Origin of the sequence: Bremerella cremea, from assembly GCF_003335505.1 — a bacterium.
Taxonomy (GTDB): domain Bacteria; phylum Planctomycetota; class Planctomycetia; order Pirellulales; family Pirellulaceae; genus Bremerella; species Bremerella cremea_A.
This window is the reverse complement of record NZ_QPEX01000046.1, coordinates 63167-80361: the sequence shown is the minus strand read 5'-3', so window position 1 is coordinate 80361 and position 17195 is coordinate 63167. Positions and strand designations below refer to the sequence as shown.

Annotated in this window: 16 protein-coding genes; 9 read left to right on the top strand and 7 right to left on the bottom strand. The window is 55.0% G+C overall.

What is annotated here, in order from left to right; translation table 11 throughout:
* Positions 1-82: 82 nt before the first annotated feature.
* Positions 83-1564 carry a Gfo/Idh/MocA family oxidoreductase gene (locus DTL42_RS24105; RefSeq protein WP_114373116.1) on the bottom strand — a complete coding sequence of 494 codons (1482 nt, stop codon included), beginning with the start codon at positions 1562-1564 and terminating at the stop codon, positions 83-85.
* Between the two features lie 320 nt (positions 1565-1884).
* Between DTL42_RS24105 and DTL42_RS24100 the strand changes: the two genes are divergently transcribed.
* From DTL42_RS24100 to DTL42_RS26890, 4 genes are all read left to right on the top strand, one after another.
* Positions 1885-2415, top strand: a complete 531-nt coding sequence (locus DTL42_RS24100) for a rhodanese-like domain-containing protein (protein ID WP_199590213.1) — start codon at positions 1885-1887, stop codon at positions 2413-2415.
* A gap of 127 nt (positions 2416-2542) precedes the next feature.
* Positions 2543-2887 (top strand): YciI family protein, encoded by a 345-nt coding sequence (locus DTL42_RS24095; RefSeq protein WP_114373114.1) that lies wholly within the window; start codon positions 2543-2545, stop codon positions 2885-2887.
* Positions 2887-3267 (top strand): SGNH/GDSL hydrolase family protein, encoded by a 381-nt coding sequence (locus DTL42_RS26895; protein WP_234824350.1) that lies wholly within the window; start codon positions 2887-2889, stop codon positions 3265-3267. Before DTL42_RS24095 ends, DTL42_RS26895 begins: the two co-directional genes overlap by 1 nt.
* 6 nt (positions 3268-3273) lie before the next feature.
* On the top strand, positions 3274-3840 hold the full coding sequence (locus DTL42_RS26890; protein ID WP_234824349.1) for an SGNH/GDSL hydrolase family protein: 567 nt from the start codon (positions 3274-3276) through the stop codon (positions 3838-3840).
* A gap of 23 nt (positions 3841-3863) precedes the next feature.
* On the opposite strand, the gene DTL42_RS24085 is transcribed toward DTL42_RS26890, so the two are convergent.
* From DTL42_RS24085 to hpt, 3 genes are all read right to left on the bottom strand, one after another.
* Positions 3864-4673 (bottom strand): hypothetical protein, encoded by an 810-nt coding sequence (locus DTL42_RS24085; protein WP_114373112.1) that lies wholly within the window; start codon positions 4671-4673, stop codon positions 3864-3866.
* A gap of 95 nt (positions 4674-4768) precedes the next feature.
* Positions 4769-5953, bottom strand: a complete 1185-nt coding sequence (locus DTL42_RS24080; RefSeq protein ID WP_114373110.1) for a glycosyltransferase family 4 protein — start codon at positions 5951-5953, stop codon at positions 4769-4771.
* Complete coding sequence (gene hpt / locus DTL42_RS24075; protein ID WP_114373108.1) at positions 5950-6480, bottom strand: hypoxanthine phosphoribosyltransferase; 531 nt, start codon at positions 6478-6480, stop codon at positions 5950-5952. The genes DTL42_RS24080 and hpt overlap by 4 nt, the downstream gene beginning before the upstream one ends.
* Positions 6481-6739: 259 nt before the next feature.
* Here hpt and DTL42_RS24070 point away from each other — a divergent pair, with 259 nt between their 5' ends.
* From DTL42_RS24070 to DTL42_RS24060, 3 genes are all read left to right on the top strand, one after another.
* A complete protein-coding gene (locus DTL42_RS24070) occupies positions 6740-7501 on the top strand; it encodes an alpha/beta hydrolase-fold protein (RefSeq protein ID WP_234824348.1) in 762 nt (253 codons plus the stop codon).
* 19 nt (positions 7502-7520) lie between these two features.
* Positions 7521-8615: a glycosyltransferase gene (locus DTL42_RS24065; protein WP_114373103.1), complete on the top strand. Its 1095-nt coding sequence runs from the start codon at positions 7521-7523 to the stop codon at positions 8613-8615.
* Between the two features lie 135 nt (positions 8616-8750).
* Positions 8751-9986, top strand: a complete 1236-nt coding sequence (locus tag DTL42_RS24060) for an LL-diaminopimelate aminotransferase (protein ID WP_114373101.1) — start codon at positions 8751-8753, stop codon at positions 9984-9986.
* A 174-nt stretch (positions 9987-10160) separates the two neighbouring features.
* Here the strand turns inward: DTL42_RS24060 and DTL42_RS24055 are convergent, their stop codons facing one another.
* Complete coding sequence (locus DTL42_RS24055; protein ID WP_234824347.1) at positions 10161-11162, bottom strand: DUF1559 domain-containing protein; 1002 nt, start codon at positions 11160-11162, stop codon at positions 10161-10163.
* Between the two features lie 191 nt (positions 11163-11353).
* On the opposite strand from DTL42_RS24055, the gene DTL42_RS24050 reads away from it, so the two are divergent.
* Together DTL42_RS24050 and DTL42_RS24045 are read left to right on the top strand one after the other, a co-directional pair.
* Complete coding sequence (locus DTL42_RS24050) at positions 11354-12988, top strand: HDOD domain-containing protein (RefSeq protein WP_147274425.1); 1635 nt, start codon at positions 11354-11356, stop codon at positions 12986-12988.
* Positions 12989-13177: 189 nt separating this feature from the next.
* Positions 13178-14251 carry a site-2 protease family protein gene (locus tag DTL42_RS24045; RefSeq protein WP_147274424.1) on the top strand — a complete coding sequence of 358 codons (1074 nt, stop codon included), beginning with the start codon at positions 13178-13180 and terminating at the stop codon, positions 14249-14251.
* Between the two features lie 16 nt (positions 14252-14267).
* On the opposite strand, the gene DTL42_RS24040 is transcribed toward DTL42_RS24045, so the two are convergent.
* Positions 14268-15686 (bottom strand): N-6 DNA methylase, encoded by a 1419-nt coding sequence (locus DTL42_RS24040; protein WP_114373093.1) that lies wholly within the window; start codon positions 15684-15686, stop codon positions 14268-14270.
* A gap of 120 nt (positions 15687-15806) precedes the next feature.
* Positions 15807-17066: a glucose-1-phosphate adenylyltransferase gene (gene glgC / locus DTL42_RS24035; protein ID WP_114373091.1), complete on the bottom strand. Its 1260-nt coding sequence runs from the start codon at positions 17064-17066 to the stop codon at positions 15807-15809.
* Positions 17067-17195: the final 129 nt, after the last annotated feature.

Genomic DNA, 17195 nt, shown 5'->3' with positions numbered 1-17195 from the left:
CAACGAGTGGTCGCTTGCCTCACGAAAAAACGGCACCTCAATTGAGGTGCCGTTTTCGTTTAAAGCTGAGAAAGCCCAGGCATTAAGATGCAGGGTCTTTGCCGTCGATCCAAGGCCCTTCCAGGCTTTGGTAGTCGGGGTTTTGGATGGTCGAACCCTTGTCGCCGGCGTTCCAGCCGGCCACGTGCGACGCGGAACCACGTTCCTTGGAACGCTTTTCCCACTGCTTCGACCACGAGCCGTCGGCTTCGCTGATTTCCATCGTCTGGTCGTCAAAGCGATAGATCTTACCTTCGCGGTAGCTCCGCGCGCCCAGGTTGACCAGCACAATTGCAGCCGCACCCAGATCTGGCGGGTTGTTACACGTTTCTGGCGTGTTGTCTTCGATGGCTTTGATCCAGTTCTCGAAGTGGGCCTTGGTTTGATCTTTCGGAGCACGCTTTTCAGGACGAATCACCTGCTTTTCGTAAGGCAATTCGGTGGGACTGATGTGCGTGACCTGAGGTCGTTCGGGCACGAACGAGAATTGGTCGAACGAAGGATCGTCGAAGACAATCGAGCCGAAGTGACCGCGAATCAACTGCTGGACCGGTGTTTCGGAAGCGGCCATCGTGGCGGTGACAAGGCCTTGAGCCCCTTCGTTGAATTCTGCCACCACCGTCGCCACGTCTGGCACTTCGCGGCCATCGTATTCCAGGTACAAACCGCCGCTGCCGGTCACGCGGGCCGGATAACGGAGGCCGGTGGCCTTCATCATTTGAGTCGTGCGGTGAACAAACAGGTCGGTAAACATGCCGGAACCGAATTCCCAGAAGCGACGCCACTGGGCGAAGACAGCGCGATCGAACGGCTGATCTTCGGCCAAGCCTTCTTCCACACCGAGGAAGCGTTTCCAATCGATGGTCTTAGGGCTCATGTCTTTCGACAGCTTATAGTACCGCCACTGACCGATATCGGAATTGCGGAAGTACTCGGTTTGGTACATCAGGATCTTGCCGAGCATTCCTTCGTCGACTTTTTCGCGGGCAGCGTCCCAAACGGGTAAACTTGTACCCTGGACGCCAACCTGCATTACCTTGCCGGAGTCTTTCCAAACTTTGACCAGTTCGACGGCTTCTTCGACCTGCTTGACCATCGGCTTTTCGCAGTAGACGTGCATGTCCCCCTGCATTGCCTCGATGGCTTGAATGGCGTGCCAATGGTCTGGGGTGCCGATGCTGACGGCATCCAGGTTTTCCTTGGCGTACATCTCGCGGAAGTCGACGTAGCGAGCAACCTTGCCGCCGTTCTCTTGTTCGATGTAGTCGGCAGCACGATTGCGGTTGGCATCGTACACATCGCACACGGCAACCAATTCGATATTGGCGCCTTCTTTGGCGATCTTGGAAAGGCTCTTGACGTGAGCACCAAAGCCTCGGCCACCAACGCCGACGAAGCCAATTCTTAGCTTCGAGTTCGCATCGGCCGCTTGGGCCTTCTGGGGCTGCATTACAAGCGAGCCCGCGGCGACACCGGCAGCGGAAGTTTTGAGGAACGATCGACGAGTCGATTCAGTGGGATTCATGATTTAAGTGATCTCCGAGGTTCAAGGCTAGGTCGCAATTCAAGGTGGGGTGCAAACCTATCAAATTCCATCAAAACAAGCCGTGGACGCCAAAGCAAGAGGCGAAACGGAATGGAGAGAAAGTTGTACGCAATTGCGACTTTTTCTGACAAATATCGCTTGGGGATGTGTTGTGTGAGTAGGCGAAGACCTTTTGACCCTTCATTGAGGGGGGCGATTTTGGCCGGTTTTCTGCAAGCAAGAATCGTTCGCGGTCGCTCGATCGTCTTTCTGAGTAATTTGTCTTTCGGGTCTCCTGTTTTGCGAGAGGAGTCTTTCTCGTGCGTACTGTGATTTTGCTAGGCGTTTTGGTGTTTTCTGGGATGGTGGGTAATTCGCTTATCGCGGCTGATCCAGGGAACCCGATCATTGATTACCAGCAATTTATTCGTCAGGTGGACGAGGTCGGCAAGTTGCGGGAGAAGCGGCGGATCTCGGAGGAGCAATTCATCGAGATGATCAAAGACCCTGAAACCGTTTTGCTCGATGCGCGAAGTGAAGCGATGTACAAGTTGCTACATGTTCGCGGAGCCGTGAATCTTTCGCTACCTGATTTCACCGCAGAGACCTTGGCGAAGATCATTCCGAGGAAAGAAACGCGGGTTGTGATTTATTGCAACAACAATTTCAAAAACGAACCGGTTGCATTTGCCCCGAAAGCTTCGGCTGCTTCGTTGAATATCCACTCGTTCAATGCGCTGCATAGCTACGGCTATACCAATGTCTATGAATTGAAACCGCTGTTGGACCGGCATTCAACCAAAATTCCCTTCGCAGGCACTTCGGTACAGGCAAAAGGAAACGCTCCCTAGAAAGCGTTCTAACGTTGAACCCACAACGGCTTGAATGTGAAGAGCCCCTTGAACTAAGATCGAGCTTGTTCCTGCCGGGGTTGCCGGAGGGAATGCTTGGCTGGGGATAGCTTTCAAAGAGACAACCATGAAGTACATGCTGTTGGTTTACGGGGCCGAATCTTGTTGGACGCCTGAGCAGCGTGAAGCGTGTATGCGCGAGTCGATGGAGATTTGTAAGGAGTTGGAAGCCCAAGGGAAGTGGATCGCTTCCTCTCCGCTTGAATCGGTTACCACTGCCAAAAGTGTGCAGGTGCGGGATGGCGAGACGTTGGTCACAACCGGCCCGTTTGCTGAAACGACCGAGCAGCTAGGAGGCTATTACATCCTGGATGTGGAAAGCGAGCAGGAGGCCATCGAGATTGCCAGCCGAATTCCGCCTGCGTCTAAGGGAACCGTTGAGGTTCGGCGATTAGCGGACTTGCCTGAATAATGAAGAAGTGGAACAAGCAGCGGCTGATCGCGATTTCGGTGGTGGGCCTTCTCGCAATTGGGGCGGCCGTATTTTACGTGCAGTATTACCTGCTGCGTCCCATCGGCAGTGGCCCTGCTGGTCCGCCTGTAGCAGCCGAGCCGTTTGCTAAGGGCTGGACCGAACGGACTGTGCAAGTCGTCGGGATTGGCGACAGCATTACGGCGGGGCGGGGAGCCGATTCGCCTGAGCATACCTTCTTCAATCGTATGCTGACCAACCCGGCGGACGAATACGCCGATATGCAAGGGAAGTCTCTCGCTGCGGTGTTACCGAACTTGCAGTCGGAGAACTTTGCGGTTTCAGGTTCTACCTCCAAGGACCACTTGGCCACCATCTAGTCTCGTTTGCCAGCGTATGATGCGGATGTCTTTGGCATCGTGGTGATGACCTCGGGGGGAAACGATCTGATCCACAGCTACGGCCGTGCTGCTCCACGCGAGTGTGCGATGTATGGAGCAACGCTTGCGGAAGCGGAGCCGTGGATTAAAGCGTTTCGTCTGCGTCTGGACGAGATGCTCGATAAGATCGAGGCAAAGTTTCCAGGGGGATGCGAGATCTATCTGGCGGATATTTACGATCCAACCGACGGTGTCGGCGACGCGCCGAGTGTCTTCTTACCTGATTGGCCCGATGCGCTGGCAATTCATGGCGAGTACAACGAAGCAATCCGAAAGGTAATCGCCAAGCGAGACAATGTTCACCTGGTTCCGTTGCATGAAACTTTTCTGGGGCACGGATCGCATTGTCGCCAATTCTGGCGAGCGACCTATGTTGCCGAAGATCCCTATTACTGGTTCTACAGCAACATCGAAGATCCCAACGATCGGGGATACGATGCGATCCGGCGTGTGTTTCTGAACACCATTGCCGAGCAAACTTCGCTCCGAAAACCGGGGCTGACTGCCGAGTAAGGCAAGCTTTGGTGGGCCTGCTCTCAAGTCATTTCGGCAGGATCGGACTTGACGGGTTGGCGGCGAAAACGTGGGGTTAGGAGATACGAAAAGAGGCAAACAAACCCCAGGCCCCCCAAACCTGCGTAAAGGACGGCGCCTGTTTGAAACGCGATAGATAGGTGCGAACCAATGACAGCCGGCGGTGCTGGTGAGTTGATATCGGTCACCAGATACATGACCTGATCGACGGTGTACCAAAGGATGCCTGAGGCGCCTACGATGCCGATGGCGATCAGGGTTACGAAGAGTAGCGAGATGACAATCTTGGTACCACTGCTCAGCCGCCTGGCCTCTCCTGGGCGAAAACCGATGAGCCCCGTCACCAGCAGCAACGCACACGCCACGATAAAGAGAACGCTTCCTGGTTCGAGATCGCTGGAAGCCGTATCGACGATTTGCTGGAGGGCGGCTTGATTCAGCTTGGCGGGGTCTGTACTCATATTCTTTAGTGCGTGTTGCAGGCCCAGAACGACATTGCCTGCTTGATAAGCTGCCCCCATTAACACGAAGCCAGCTAAGCAGCCAAGCAGCTTGCCGGTTATTGTGCTGTATTGTGGTTGGCCGGGAAAAGGGAGCGCGACTACGGCCAAGAGCAAGCCGACCATCAACATATAAACAAACAGAATTACGAGCTGCACGTTCAGCAACATCGTTTCCAGAGAAGCAGTAGGCGTGCCTAGGCGGTAAGTCAGTATGAGCAGAGTCTCGCCAATTGCCGACCCATACAGCAGCAAACCAAGCGAACCTGCCAAGGCAAGCAGTGGACCGAACAGCAGCAGCAAGCGTTTCATGGCCAAGTGAGTCGCTAAGCAAGGAGGTGGAGAAAGGCCCAGAATTCTCCACTATGGTAATGCGTGGCACTGGCCGATGCGAGACGGATCGAGAATCACATCGTCAAGCGTTTGGTCTCTCGCAGCGATTCAAACAAGGCAACGTGATCGAGCGTGCTACGGCGGAGGCTGAAGTTCTCAATCACGCGGCTTCTCGCTGCTTCTCCCAGGCGAGCTGCCAGTTGCGTGTCTTGCATCACACGAACAAGATGGGCTGCAAGCATGTTGTGGTCGTCGACAGGAAAGGTAAGGCCGTTTTCTTCTGGTTGGATGAGAATCCGATTGCCAGGGATATCGCTCACGACGCAAGGAAGCCGCGCCGCCATGGCTTCGAGCAGGGCGATCGACATTCCCTCGTGCAGCGAAGGAAGGATGAACGTATCGGCAGCGGCCAGCACGTCTTCGACGGTATCAAACGCACCAGGGAGAATGATCCGGCTTTGGAGCCCCATCGCGTCGATCATCGCGGTCAGTTCGCTCTCTTGCGGACCTTCGCCTACGATCCAGAGCCGGGCATTGGGGAACTTCTGCAGCACCTGGGGCCAGGCTCGCACGGCCCGCGTGAGCCCTTTGCCGGGATGAAGCCGACCGGTGAAGACCGCCAGGGGGGCCGATTCTGCCAAGGTTAGGATTGGATTCGCCGCAGCGAGGGCAACGCGAGCCGCCCGTCGTTGTTGTGGTGTGCGTTCTGGTCCCACTGGCACGCCGTTGGGGATGAAGCGGATCTTTTCGCGGCTGAACCCGGCCGAGACCATCTCGTCGAAGATTTGCTGGCTGGGCGCGACAAAGCCGTCGGCGGCTTGGCAGTTGCGGCGGATGCGCTGACCAAAGTTGGCTGTTTCATGAAATGCACAGTCGCCGGTGTCCCCCGCCCCTTCGGCCCTCAAGATGACCGGCACCTTGCTCTTTCTCAGCCGAGAGGTGGCCACCACCGAACTATGCTTCAGCATGGAAACATAGACGGCGTCGAGTTCCTTTTCTTGAGTTCGCAGCCAGCGTCCCAAGGCCATCATGTAGCAAACGGTGCCCCAGCCGCGCAGCGATGGATTGGGAAGGCGGATGACCGGAATGCCGCGATGAGAGATTTGCTTGGGCCAGTTCGGGTGCCACTGTGCCGTAACAATTTGCACTTGGTGCCCTTGCCGGGTGAGTTCTTCCGCCAGGTTGGCCATGACCATTTCAGCGCCCCCGACCAGAGGCCAAAATCGGCGCGTAACCAGGGCCAAGCGAAGCGAACTCATGCGTGTGATGCGATCTCGTGGTCTTCCAACGCCGCGACAAACGGCAGGTTGCGGTAGTGGTCTTGATAATCCAAACCGTAACCCACAACGAACTCGTTGGGAATATGAAAGCCGATAAAGTCAGGCCGAATTGCCACCTCATGGCGTTCTGACTTGCTCAGCAGCACCAAAGAGCGGACAGAAATCGGGCTCTGTTGGCGAATTCCGGCTAAAACGTTTTCCAGCGTGTGCCCGGTATCGAAGATATCGTCAACGATCAGTACGTTTTGCCCTGCCACTTGGGGCATCATCTCTAGGTTCAACGCCAAGTCGCCAGCGGTGGTTGCTGTGCCGCGATAGCTGCGGGCCTGCATCACGCCAACCCGCAGCGGCATGTCAAGCTGGCGAATTAAGTCGGCCATCAGCACTAAGCTGCCGGTCATCACGCCCAGCACGGTCAACGGCTCGTCTCCGTAAGCCTCGCGGACTTCTTCTGCCAACTCGGTAACCCGCAGGGCAAGTTGGTTGGTTTCGATCAAGGTATGCAAGAGAAGATCCTACGGCTTTTCACGTTTTGGAGTTTTCGAGCCTGCCTATTGTAAGCGGAACTGCTCTTTTTCTATAGGTATGGACCTGCTGGATCGGCTCGTTTTATTGGTTCCGCGAAAGCCATTCTTACGTTCGCAACGAAAGGTCAGCGTTTATTTCAGCTGTAATAGGAGGACACGCGAAAAGAGAGTGTGCGTGTTATCATAAGGAACGAAGTTTCCTAGAGCATATCTCCTTAAAAGTCACGTTCGCACCCCAATGAACGAACCCACCATGCACGGCAACTGGCGAAACGAAACCGTTGACGGCCATACCTGCGAGTTGTTCGAGCCGCAGAAACGGAACGAGCACGGCTACGTGGGGATCTACTTGCATGGGGTTCATCTGGGCAAGCTGTGGAATAGCCCCGCGTTTGTCGCTGCGTTGGAAGAGATTGGTCTGCCGGTCGTCGCTCCGGTAACCGAGCGGAGCTGGTGGACTGATCGCATCTGCCCAGAGTTCGATCCCACCCGGTCAGCTCAGCACTATTTGCTGGAAAGCGTGCTCCCCTTCATCGAGCGGCAGTACGGAGCAAGGCCGCCTAAGATTGCCCTGTTTGGCACCAGCATGGGGGGGCAAGGCTCGTTGCGATTTGCCTATAAATTTCCGGATACGTTCCCAGTGGTGGCGGCCGTGAGCCCGGCGATTGATTATCAAAACCGGATGCGAGACGATCCGGAAGACAATCTGTGGCAGATGTACGACAACGCCGAACAAGCCCGGCAAGAGACCGCCACGCTGCATATTCATCCCCTGAATTGGCCCAGGAATCAATTCTTTTGCTGCTGTCCCGAGGACTCCTCTTGGTGGGAAAGCTCAGATCGATTACGAATGAAACTTCAGTCGCTGGGCGTGCCCCATACGTGTGATTTGGAAACGAAGGGGGGCGGGCACGGTTTTGGTTACTACAGCCTAATGGCTCCCAAGATTGTGGCGTTTCTGTGGGACGCCTTGGAAAAAGAACGCCGTCGAATCGTCTAGCCGCGTCACGGAAGCATTCATGCAGAAGCTCATGCTCATCATCCCGACCCTCGATCGGTCGGGGGCCGAGAAACAATTGACGCTCTTAGCAAAAGGGTTGCCGCGCGATCGATTTGACGTTTCCGTCTGCGCTTTGACGCGGGGTGGTCCCTACGAAGAAGAGCTCGCCTCGGCTGGGATCCCCGTGACAGTAATCGGGAAGAAGCTGAAGGTCGATCCGCCTGCCTACTGGCGACTGAAAAAACACATTCAGCAGGTGAAACCTGATATCGTCCACACTTGGCTGTTCGCCGCCAACAGCTATGGCCGTAAAGCGGCCTTCGCCGCGCAAGTGCCTCATGTGCTATGTGGCGAGCGATGTGTCGACCCCTGGAAAATCACGCACGAACATATCATCGATCGCTATCTCGATCGCAAGACCGACAAGATCGTCGTCAACAGCAGCGGCATTGTCGACTTCTACACCGAGAAAGGGCGCGACAAGCAGAAGTTTGTTGTCATTCCTAACGGGATCGACCTGATTGATGGCCCGCCGACTAGGAGCAAAGAAGAGCTGTGGGAAGAACTTCGCTTGCCTCCGCACGCCAAGATGATGCTCTGCGTTGGCCGGCTCTGGCCACAGAAACGGATGAAAGACCTGATTTGGGCGACCGAGATCTTGAAGCGAATTCGGGACGATGCCTTTCTGGTAATCGTTGGAGATGGCCCACAACGGGAACGTCTGGTGCGGTATGCAGAGCAGGTCACGATTGACGACAAGGTGCGCATCGTTGGCCAGCGAAACGATGTTTCTGATTTGATGAAGTACGCCACCCTGTTCATGCTGGCCAGCGGGTACGAAGGGCAGTCGAACGCGCTCATGGAGGCCATGGCTACCGGGCTGCCGGTGGCTGTCAGCGATATTCCAGGCAATCGCGACCTCGTTAAGCATGACGAGAACGGCTATTTGGTGGGGCTGGGGCAGCGGACGGAATATTCGCGGTTTGCCAACTTTCTGCTGGAAGACGAGCCGCTACGAAAGCGTTTTGCGGAAGCCGCTCGGCAGACGATCGCCCAGCAGTTTAGTATTCAGCAAATGATCGACCGGCACGTCGCTTTGTACGAGAGCTTGTAGACGCCGAAGTTCTTGCTAAGTATCCACTTCCGGCGAACCGCCCTGCCCCGGTTGTTGTCTTTTGGGTGCGCCGGTAGGCTAGTAGGTTTGAATTCTGGCCGCCCGTTTGACCCTTGTAATTTCAGAACGAAGACCATGAGCGATCCTTACTTCCAGCAGCTGTTTGCCGAACGAATTGGTGGTGAAAACTACGGTAAGGGAACCGCAATCTATAAGTTCGAGAAGATCAAGCGGGCCAAGCGAAAAGCCTTGGCCGACTACCCGGACCGGAAGCTGGTTGACTTTGGCATCGGTGAAAACGACGCCATGGCCCCGGAGTTCGTCCGCCAGGTCATGGCCGAAGAAATCAACAAGCCAGAGAATCGTGGTTACGCCGACAACGGTGTTGCGGACTTTAAAGAGGCCGTGGCTGGCTTTATGAAGCGGTTCTTCGGTGTCGAACTGAATGCGGCCACCGAGATCAATCATTGCATTGGTTCCAAGACCGCTCTCGCAATGCTGCCGGCCTGTTTCATCAACCCAGGCGACATCACGCTGATGACGGTTCCTGGTTACCCGGTTGCTGGAACCCATACCGCATATTACGGCGGTAACGTTTACAAGTTGCCTCTGTTGGCTGAAAACGACTTCTTCCCTGACCTCGACGGCATTCCTGCCGAGGTGAAGGAGAAGGCCAAGTTGTTGGTGATCAACTATCCCAATAGCCCCACAGGCAAGGTGGCGACGCGCGAGTTCTACGAGAAAGTCGTCAAGTTCGCTAAGGAAAATAACATCGTTGTCGTGCAGGACGCCGCGCATACGGTACTGACCTTCGAAGGCGAACCCCTTAGCTTTTTAAGCGTGCCAGGGGCCAAGGATGTTGGTGTGGAAGTCCATTCGTTGTCGAAGGGCTTCGACATGATTGGCTGGCGAATCGGTTGGGTCTGCGGCAATCCTCTGTTGGTCCAAGCGTTCAGCGACGTGAAGGATAACTGCGATAGCGGTCAGTTCATCGCCATCCAAAAAGCGGCCGCGGCCGCGTTGGGTAACGAAGAGATCCCCAAGCACACCAAGGCCAAGTACCAACGCCGCTTGAAGAAGTTGGTCGAAATGCTCAAACGCTGCGGTTTCCAGTGCGAAATGCCTGGCGGGACTTACTTCCTGTATACAAAAAGCCCCACCGGCATCGAAGATGGTCCTGCTTTCGCCACTGCCGAGGAGGCCTCGCAGTATCTCATCACTCAGCAGTCGATCTGCACCGTTCCTTGGGACGATGCCGGAGCGTTCCTGCGATTCTCGGTAACCTACGTGGCTGCCGACGAAGCCGCAGAGGATGCCTTGATGGAAGAGACAGAGAAAAGATTGAAGCAGATTTCGTTGAAGTTCGACTAACGATTAGGCTTCGCGTGCTTATCGAGATACTTGGCGATCTCAGGTTTCTCGATGAGCCCTTCTGCTGCATCGGAAATGGAGAGCAGTAGGGCAGGCATGATCAAAAGCGAATTATGGTTACAACTTTCGTCTATCGCGACTTGTAGAAATTATAGGTTGGAAGCCGAAAACAGCCTAATTCATCTGTAACACTTCTCCATCCGACTTATTCCCCAGACGCCGAAAGACGTTCAGGTCGATTGTGTAGGGAAGCAATCGCACGCTGCCATCGACCATCAGACCGTTGAAACCACTCGAGTGAGACGAGCCGAAGCGGTTTTCTCCGTCACCGGTCATCGTGTCAGGCAGCGGATTGAGGGTGGTTTGACGGATTGTTTCCTGGGTGGCACCGGTCGTGTTGTCCCAGCCGGCGGTGTAGCCGTAGTTGTCGCCAGCTTGGGTTTGGCCAAGCATCGAGCGATTCATGCGTTTTTCGCCGACCATCAGGGTATTGCTGGTGCCATCGGTCACGCTGGCAAAGCGGTTGAGGCAACGCATTGGTGACCCACTGGTGCAGCTTCCGCTCCAATTACGGGCCAAGACACCAGTCCCCTCTTGGTTGGTGCCGGCGTAGTCGGTTTGGGCGCGGGCGAACTTCTCGATACCGCTAAAGGGTTTGCGATCTGGCCCTAAGCACCACGGAGTTGCATTGGCCGGATTGGCTTCTGCCGAGCGACGGCTGGGGCAATAGTAACCTTCGATGGGCGTACTCATCGCCAGTTTAGCGGAATCGAGATCGGTGCTGCCTGGTTGGCCTTGGTGGATGTTGCCAGCCTCTAGAAAAGGAAGAAGCTGAAAAGCCCAGCCGGCGGCTTGCTTATTGAGGGCTCCTGGCTGTCCGTTTTCGTAGCTAACGAACGTGCGGTCGACGTACCCAGCCGTAGGGAAGGCGTTGTAGGTATCGGTATGGTTATGCCACGCCAGGCCGATCTGTTTGAGCTGGTTCACGCATTGGATGCGACGGGCTGCTTCCCGTGCCTGTTGAACCGCCGGGAGAAGCAAACCGATCAGAATCCCAATGATGGCAATCACCACGAGTAGCTCGACCAGGGTAAAACCTGGTGGGCGACGAGAGATCGGGTTGCGGGGCGAAAGCGGCATAGGTAATGGGGGCGTTTTAGCACTGTTAGCGATCATGTAGGGCAATCGCGACTAGTAAGGCTACCCTGATAGTAGGGTTTTGGCAAATCGATTGTTCCGCGTTTAGTTGTTTTTACCCACTCGTTTATAGCGGAATATTCCAGCCATGTACTGGTGGCGTGTTCTATATTTCAAGACGAAGTGGGCACTCAATAGTTTTGCATTTCTTGCTTGAAAAGGCGATCTACGTGGCAGTAGAAACGACCGCAAAGGGCCGTGCCCAGAAGACACTTGGGAAAGAATCGGCAGATACCGAGGGCAATAGTCCAATCGTGCAGATGATTTCCCGTGCGCAACAATTATATTCCTTGCCGACGGTAGCGATGGAGGTTCTTCAGCTAACTTCCAACGAACATGCGAATGTTGCCCAGATAAAAGAGTGCATTCAGCGTGACCCAGCAATGACCGTCAAAGTTCTGAAAGTGGTCAACAGCCCTCTATTTGGACTGGCTGGTGAGATTTCCGATCTGAATCAAGCATTGGCTCTTTTGGGGATTAAGCCGCTGAAAATGCTCGTGCTGGGCTTCAGTTTACCCAGAGAAATGTTGCAAGGAATCGAGGCCGAGGTCTTAGCTCAATACTGGCAATTTTCGCTCACAAAAGGGGTTGCTGCGCGTGAGATCGCTTTGCTGTTGGGCGAAAAGTATGGGGACGAGGTATTTATTGCTGGGCTTCTCTCCGAACTCGGAGCGTTGGTTCTACTGCAGGACTTGGGGGACGCTTATGCCAATTTTGCTGCCAAAGTGCTTCAAGAAGAAGCTGATCTCGCTGAGATGGAGTGGGCGACGCTCGGATTCGATCACGGCATTCTGGGGTGTCGGCTGCTGCAGAGTTGGCATTTGCCCGATGCGCTCATTCAAGTGATACGGGAAGGTCATCCTTCTTCTGGCGTTTCCTTCGAGAGACTTGCTGGGCAGGCCATGACGCTGCGTTTGGCGCACAACCTGGCCGAGGTTTTAGTCCATCATCGACTTGAATTGATGCCGAAATTTCTAGAGCAGTTAGCTCAAGCCACGCAGTATGGCGCAGACGTCGTCGAGAATTTAGTGATCGACATTCAGGAGAAGCTCTATCAGTTGGCAAGTGTGCTTTCGGTCTCGTTGCCTGAGGGGGTGAACTACGATGACGTCGTTTCCCAGGCGTACGTTCAGTTGTCTCAGGTTGCCGAGAGTGCAGCGGCTCCTTTGGCGAAAGCAAGTCAAGTTAGCCAGCGTATTGTGGAATCGACCGAAGGAAAGAGCCTGGTCGACTCGATGCAGCAGTTGGTTCAAAACGGAATGACTCCGCTGAAAGAGGAGGTGAAAGCGGCACCTGTTCTTAGCGATTCCGCCAGCCAGTCGGATGAACCAACAGCGGAACTACTTGTCGAGATTTCAGCCAGCATGCAGCGTTGCCGCGATCAGCGGCGCGATTTTTCGCTGGCCTTGTTCGGCATCAACGACTTCGAGGATTTCGTCATGATGGCGGGAATCGACGAGGTGGAGGCTCTGCGGCATGTCATTGCCGTGCTAATTGATCGTTTGAGCGATGGAATTGGGCGGGTCATTCCGTGTGGCGACAAAAGGATTGCCGTGCTTATGGAGTACCACGACCGACATCAAACGGTTTCGATTGCCAGACAAGCCTTAGATACGCTGGGCGTCTGGGCGCAACGTCGTTCCGCGCAGCAAGGTGCCGATGTGGCTTTAAGCTGTGGCGTCGCAAGTACCTGCGTTCCGCCGAAGAGTCTTCCGGCCAAGGAAATCTTTCAGGCGGCCCTGCGGTGTTCGTTGGCGGCTTCTAACGGTGGGGGGAATGCCGTGAAAAGTATAGAGCTGTTATAGTTGCGACGCCGTTTGTCCCTATTGCTAAGACACGTGCGATTTACGGTATGTGGTGGTTAGAGGGATAAGTCTGGACCGTGTTGCTCGTTAGCGGTAGCCTTACAGCAGGACAGAAACGCCTTGGCAGAGCGGTCCTCTGGTCTCCGCAGCCTAGTGGAAATCTGGTACCTTGCCGATATGAACGAGCCCATGGAATCGCGCACCGACGAGCACAATTCTTCCCCTGGCGACTTGGTGCGCAGTGATCGACGATATCCGCAAGACGAAGATTCGGTCGACTTGTCTCCTCAGGTCGAACGTTATGTCCATGTGCGCAGGGTGATGCCCCCCCCTCCGAAGCGTCGCATTTGGTTGCCGATTTTTCTATTCTTGGCAACTTGTTTGTCGACATTCTGGGTGGGAATGACGCACTGGAGCCCCACCGATGTCTTGATTTGGGGAAGTGGTAGTGCGCCGCGGGTGTACGATCCCTTGTTGTCTTCCCCAGAAATTGAATTGCGGCGCGACTTGCTTCACTATGCCTCTGATTGGCGAACCGGTTTTCTCTACATGGCAGCCATGCTGGGGATTTTGTTCGCACACGAAATGGGGCACTTCATCATGGCGGTACGTTATCGGGTGCCGGCCAGCTTGCCTTATTTTATTCCTGTCCCCATTTCGCCGATCGGAACCTTCGGGGCGGTGATCGGCATGGATGGTCTCCGCGCCAATCGGAAGCAACTGTTTGATATCGGTTTAGCAGGGCCTTTGGCAGGGCTGGTCGTGGCAGTGCCGGTGCTTTGGTACGGCATTCAGCAAATGGATTTAACCACGCCAGGAACCGGTGTGTTCAAGCTCGACTTACCAATTGCGATGAAATGGATGATGCAGTGGATGCAAGTCCCTGGGTACGAGCGAGGAATGTACATCAATCAAAGCCAGCTCAATCCCTTCTTTATGGCCGGCTGGGTGGGGCTTCTGGTGACCGGATTGAACATGATTCCTGTCAGCCAATTAGATGGTGGCCATGTGACTTATACTCTTTTCGGGAAGAAGGCCCACTGGATCGCGCGGGCGTTTTTGGTGGTCGCGATCATCTTTATCTTCTGGGCAGAGGCATACAACTGGAGCGTGATGCTTATCCTCATCTTCCTGATGCGGCCAGAGCATCCACCGACCAGCGATGATAGTGTGCCTATCGGATGGTTTCGCTATGGGCTGGGCATTCTTTCGTTGAGTATCCCGATTCTCTGCTTCCCCCCCATGGCCATTCAGATGACTTAACCAACTGGGCAGCCAACTAGTAAGCGAGACGCTGTAAGATCTCGCTGGTGATTGGGCGTTTGGCATCCCAGAAAATCCAGGCTTCGTAAAACGAGCGGACTTCGTCGCTGTTCAGGCGATTGGCGGTTGCTTGGGCTTCTTTGCGGGTGCGAAAGGAAAGGAAGTAGGTCGTGTCGTCTAGCATCACCGGACGACCCTCTTGCGGGCCGAGTACCCGAAACACCAACTTCTTATGCAAAGCCGAGATGGCCACCTTCCATTTGGCGAATGAATATTCGCCGATACCAAAGATCGAAAAAGGTGGCCGCCCGCGATAGATCGAACTCTTACGGGCTGCCAGGCGTGACGCATGTCGCTGCAAATAGGCCCACGTGCGAGGAGCACTCGATTCAATCTTGGCCGTGTCTTCGCCAGTATGGGTTTGTGGAACCAAGACCATCTGCTGCGGCTGTTTCGTTTCACCTCGAAAGACCGCCCCAGCGGGGACAAGAGGAAACAGGTAATCCGGTTCCAGTTCGACCGTTTCCCCCAGTCCGTTGACGAGCCCCCTGCCCTCTGGGCGAAACTGCATCACGTCGCGGCAATCGTGTTTGATACCGCTTCGCCAACGCCGGCTTGGTTCGGCTGCGAGCAAGTGTTGGTGGCGTTGAAACTCGGCACAACTAGCCAAAAGGTTGCCTTGGTATTGCCCAAGCGTGGTCGTCGGTTGGCTGGCCTCTAAGCTTGGGAAGACCTGGCACGATTGCGAAAATGAGCCAGGAACGACCTCGCACGTCAACAAGCAGGCATCAACCGCAGCACCAAAATGGCGGCGAGCGTTTATCTCACGAAGGCTGCACTTACCCAGCGGGAGCGACGACTGCCAAGCGTGCAGTAGGACTTTACGAGCAACCGCCGTTTTACAGAGCATGGCCAGCGTGCCGCCACGTACCGAGAGAGCTTCAAGCAGATGGGTTATCATCCACTGCGAAATATCAAAGTTCGCTTTCCCGGTTTTCGCAGCGATGCCTCGATCGTTTTGAAAGTTGCTCTTGGCAGGCAAGTTGGCACTGCCCAGCGAACCCAATTGCGAATTGGTAACCCACGGCGGGTTCCCCAGAACCAGCACTTTACCGGGAAGCGAAGCGATGGTTTGTGCCCAATCTTCCTGGAAGAAATCGGCTTGCGCTAAGTCGAGCCGATCGCGGACATGATCGAGTCGCAAACTGGCCGAGGCGACATAATCGGCATTCCATTCGCGACCAACCAACTGCTGCGCGAGAGGAAAGCTGCGTGCGGCCGCTTCTAGAAAAAAGCCCTGACCGCAGGTAGGTTCCAAGACCGAAGCGGGCCGGACGCCGTCTGTCTGCAGGCGTTGGCAGACGGCGTCGGCAAGTTCGGAGGGAGTTTGGAAGTCTCCGAATTCGGTTTTTTGGCGACTCTTGGCACGAATCATGGAAGTTCACATGAGATGACGATGGTGATTCTCGTTGCGAAACAGTTTAAGAGTTTCGCGGAATTCGAACCATGGCAATTCGTTTTCTCTGGTGAACTTCCTGTTCGTGGTTATCGTCAACTAGGCCACGCGTGGTGTGCCAGTGCTTCGCATCGGCTCGATCAAATCTTCCTTGGCGATGACTACCAAGCCCGATTCGGTGATCGTGAAGCCTCGGCTGCGGTCATGCTCTAGGTCGTAGCCAATCTGCGTATCGGCGGGAATATTGACCCCTTTGTCGATAATCGCCCGACGGATCTGAGCATGGCGGCCGACGGTCACTCCTTCGAACAAAATCGAATCGTGAACCGACGAGAAGCTGTTGATACGAGCACGTGGGCCGATGATGCTGTGCTCGACTTCTCCCCCAGAGATAATCGAACCACCGCAAACAATACTGTCTATTGCGTGCCCACGACGATGAGGATCGCTCTCGCCGCCGAATACGAACTTCGGTGGTGGCACGTTGGGCTGATAAGTCCGTAGCGGCCAAGCCTCGTCGTAGATGTTCAGCATCGGATCGACCGAGACCAGGTCCATATTCGCTTCGTAGTAGGCATCCAAGGTGCCGACGTCTCGCCAGTAGGCGTCCTGCTTCCGGTTTTCGTCCCGGAATGGGAATGCGTAAACGCGATGCGTGTCGATAATCGACGGAATGATGTTACGCCCAAAGTCGTGCGCACTCTTGCGGTTGGTCGCGTCTTGGCAAAGCTGCTCGAACAGGAACGAGGCGTTGAAGACATAGATGCCCATCGAAGCCAAGCAATGTTCGTCGTCGCCAGGGATGGTCTTCGGTGTCGCGGACTTTTCTTCGAAGCCCAGGACTTGTTGCTGACGGTCGATCTGCATCACGCCGAATGCTTTGGCTTCCTCGATCGTCGTTTTGAGGGCACCGATGGTTAGGTCGGCCCCATTATCGATGTGGAAGTCGAGCATACTGGCGTAGTTCATCTTATAGATGTGGTCGCCAGCCAGAATGACAACGTACTTGGGACGGTGTTTCTCGATCGCGTAAATGTTTTGATAGACCGCGTCGGCCGTTCCTTGGTACCACTGCTCGTCGATGCGTTGTTGGGGCGGAACGACATCGATGAATTCATTCAGTTCGCGGCAGAAGTACCGCTGCCAACCGACGTTGATGTGTCGGTCTAAGCTTTGAGCTTTATACTGCGTTAATAGTTGAACCTGCCGAAATCCACTGTTCAAACAGTTGGACAAGGCGAAGTCGATAATTCGATAGACGCCGCCAAAAGGAACAGCTGGTTTGGCCCGATCCCGTGTGAGGGGTTCTAAGCGTGATCCCTTGCCGCCAGCAAGAATCACGGTGAGTACGTTCTCCATCCGTCGCGTGCCTCAGGGTAAGATTGGGGTTGGGAAGAGGAGCGGAGCGTTGGGGGCGTCCTCCGATGTGACTGCTGTATTTTATCGGCTTGGCCCAATCGTCAAAAGAAGAAAAGATGCTGGCACCTT

Excerpts from the sequence above, each read along its gene's own strand:
- DTL42_RS24060 (WP_114373101.1), top strand. The coding sequence starts at position 8,751 with ATGAGCGATCCTTACTTCCAGCAGCTGTTTGCCGAACGAATTGGTGGT.
- DTL42_RS24065 (WP_114373103.1), top strand. The coding sequence starts at position 7,521 with ATGCAGAAGCTCATGCTCATCATCCCGACCCTCGATCGGTCGGGGGCC.
- DTL42_RS24105 (WP_114373116.1), bottom strand. The coding sequence starts at position 1,564 with ATGAATCCCACTGAATCGACTCGTCGATCGTTCCTCAAAACTTCCGCT.
- DTL42_RS24045 (WP_147274424.1), top strand. The coding sequence starts at position 13,178 with ATGGAATCGCGCACCGACGAGCACAATTCTTCCCCTGGCGACTTGGTG.
- DTL42_RS24095 (WP_114373114.1), top strand. The coding sequence starts at position 2,543 with ATGAAGTACATGCTGTTGGTTTACGGGGCCGAATCTTGTTGGACGCCT.
- DTL42_RS24085 (WP_114373112.1), bottom strand. The coding sequence starts at position 4,673 with ATGAAACGCTTGCTGCTGCTGTTCGGTCCACTGCTTGCCTTGGCAGGT.
- DTL42_RS24070 (WP_234824348.1), top strand. The coding sequence starts at position 6,740 with ATGAACGAACCCACCATGCACGGCAACTGGCGAAACGAAACCGTTGAC.
- DTL42_RS24055 (WP_234824347.1), bottom strand. The coding sequence starts at position 11,162 with ATGATCGCTAACAGTGCTAAAACGCCCCCATTACCTATGCCGCTTTCG.
- DTL42_RS24040 (WP_114373093.1), bottom strand. The coding sequence starts at position 15,686 with ATGATTCGTGCCAAGAGTCGCCAAAAAACCGAATTCGGAGACTTCCAA.
- DTL42_RS26895 (WP_234824350.1), top strand. The coding sequence starts at position 2,887 with ATGAAGAAGTGGAACAAGCAGCGGCTGATCGCGATTTCGGTGGTGGGC.
- DTL42_RS24080 (WP_114373110.1), bottom strand. The coding sequence starts at position 5,953 with ATGAGTTCGCTTCGCTTGGCCCTGGTTACGCGCCGATTTTGGCCTCTG.
- glgC (WP_114373091.1), bottom strand. The coding sequence starts at position 17,066 with ATGGAGAACGTACTCACCGTGATTCTTGCTGGCGGCAAGGGATCACGC.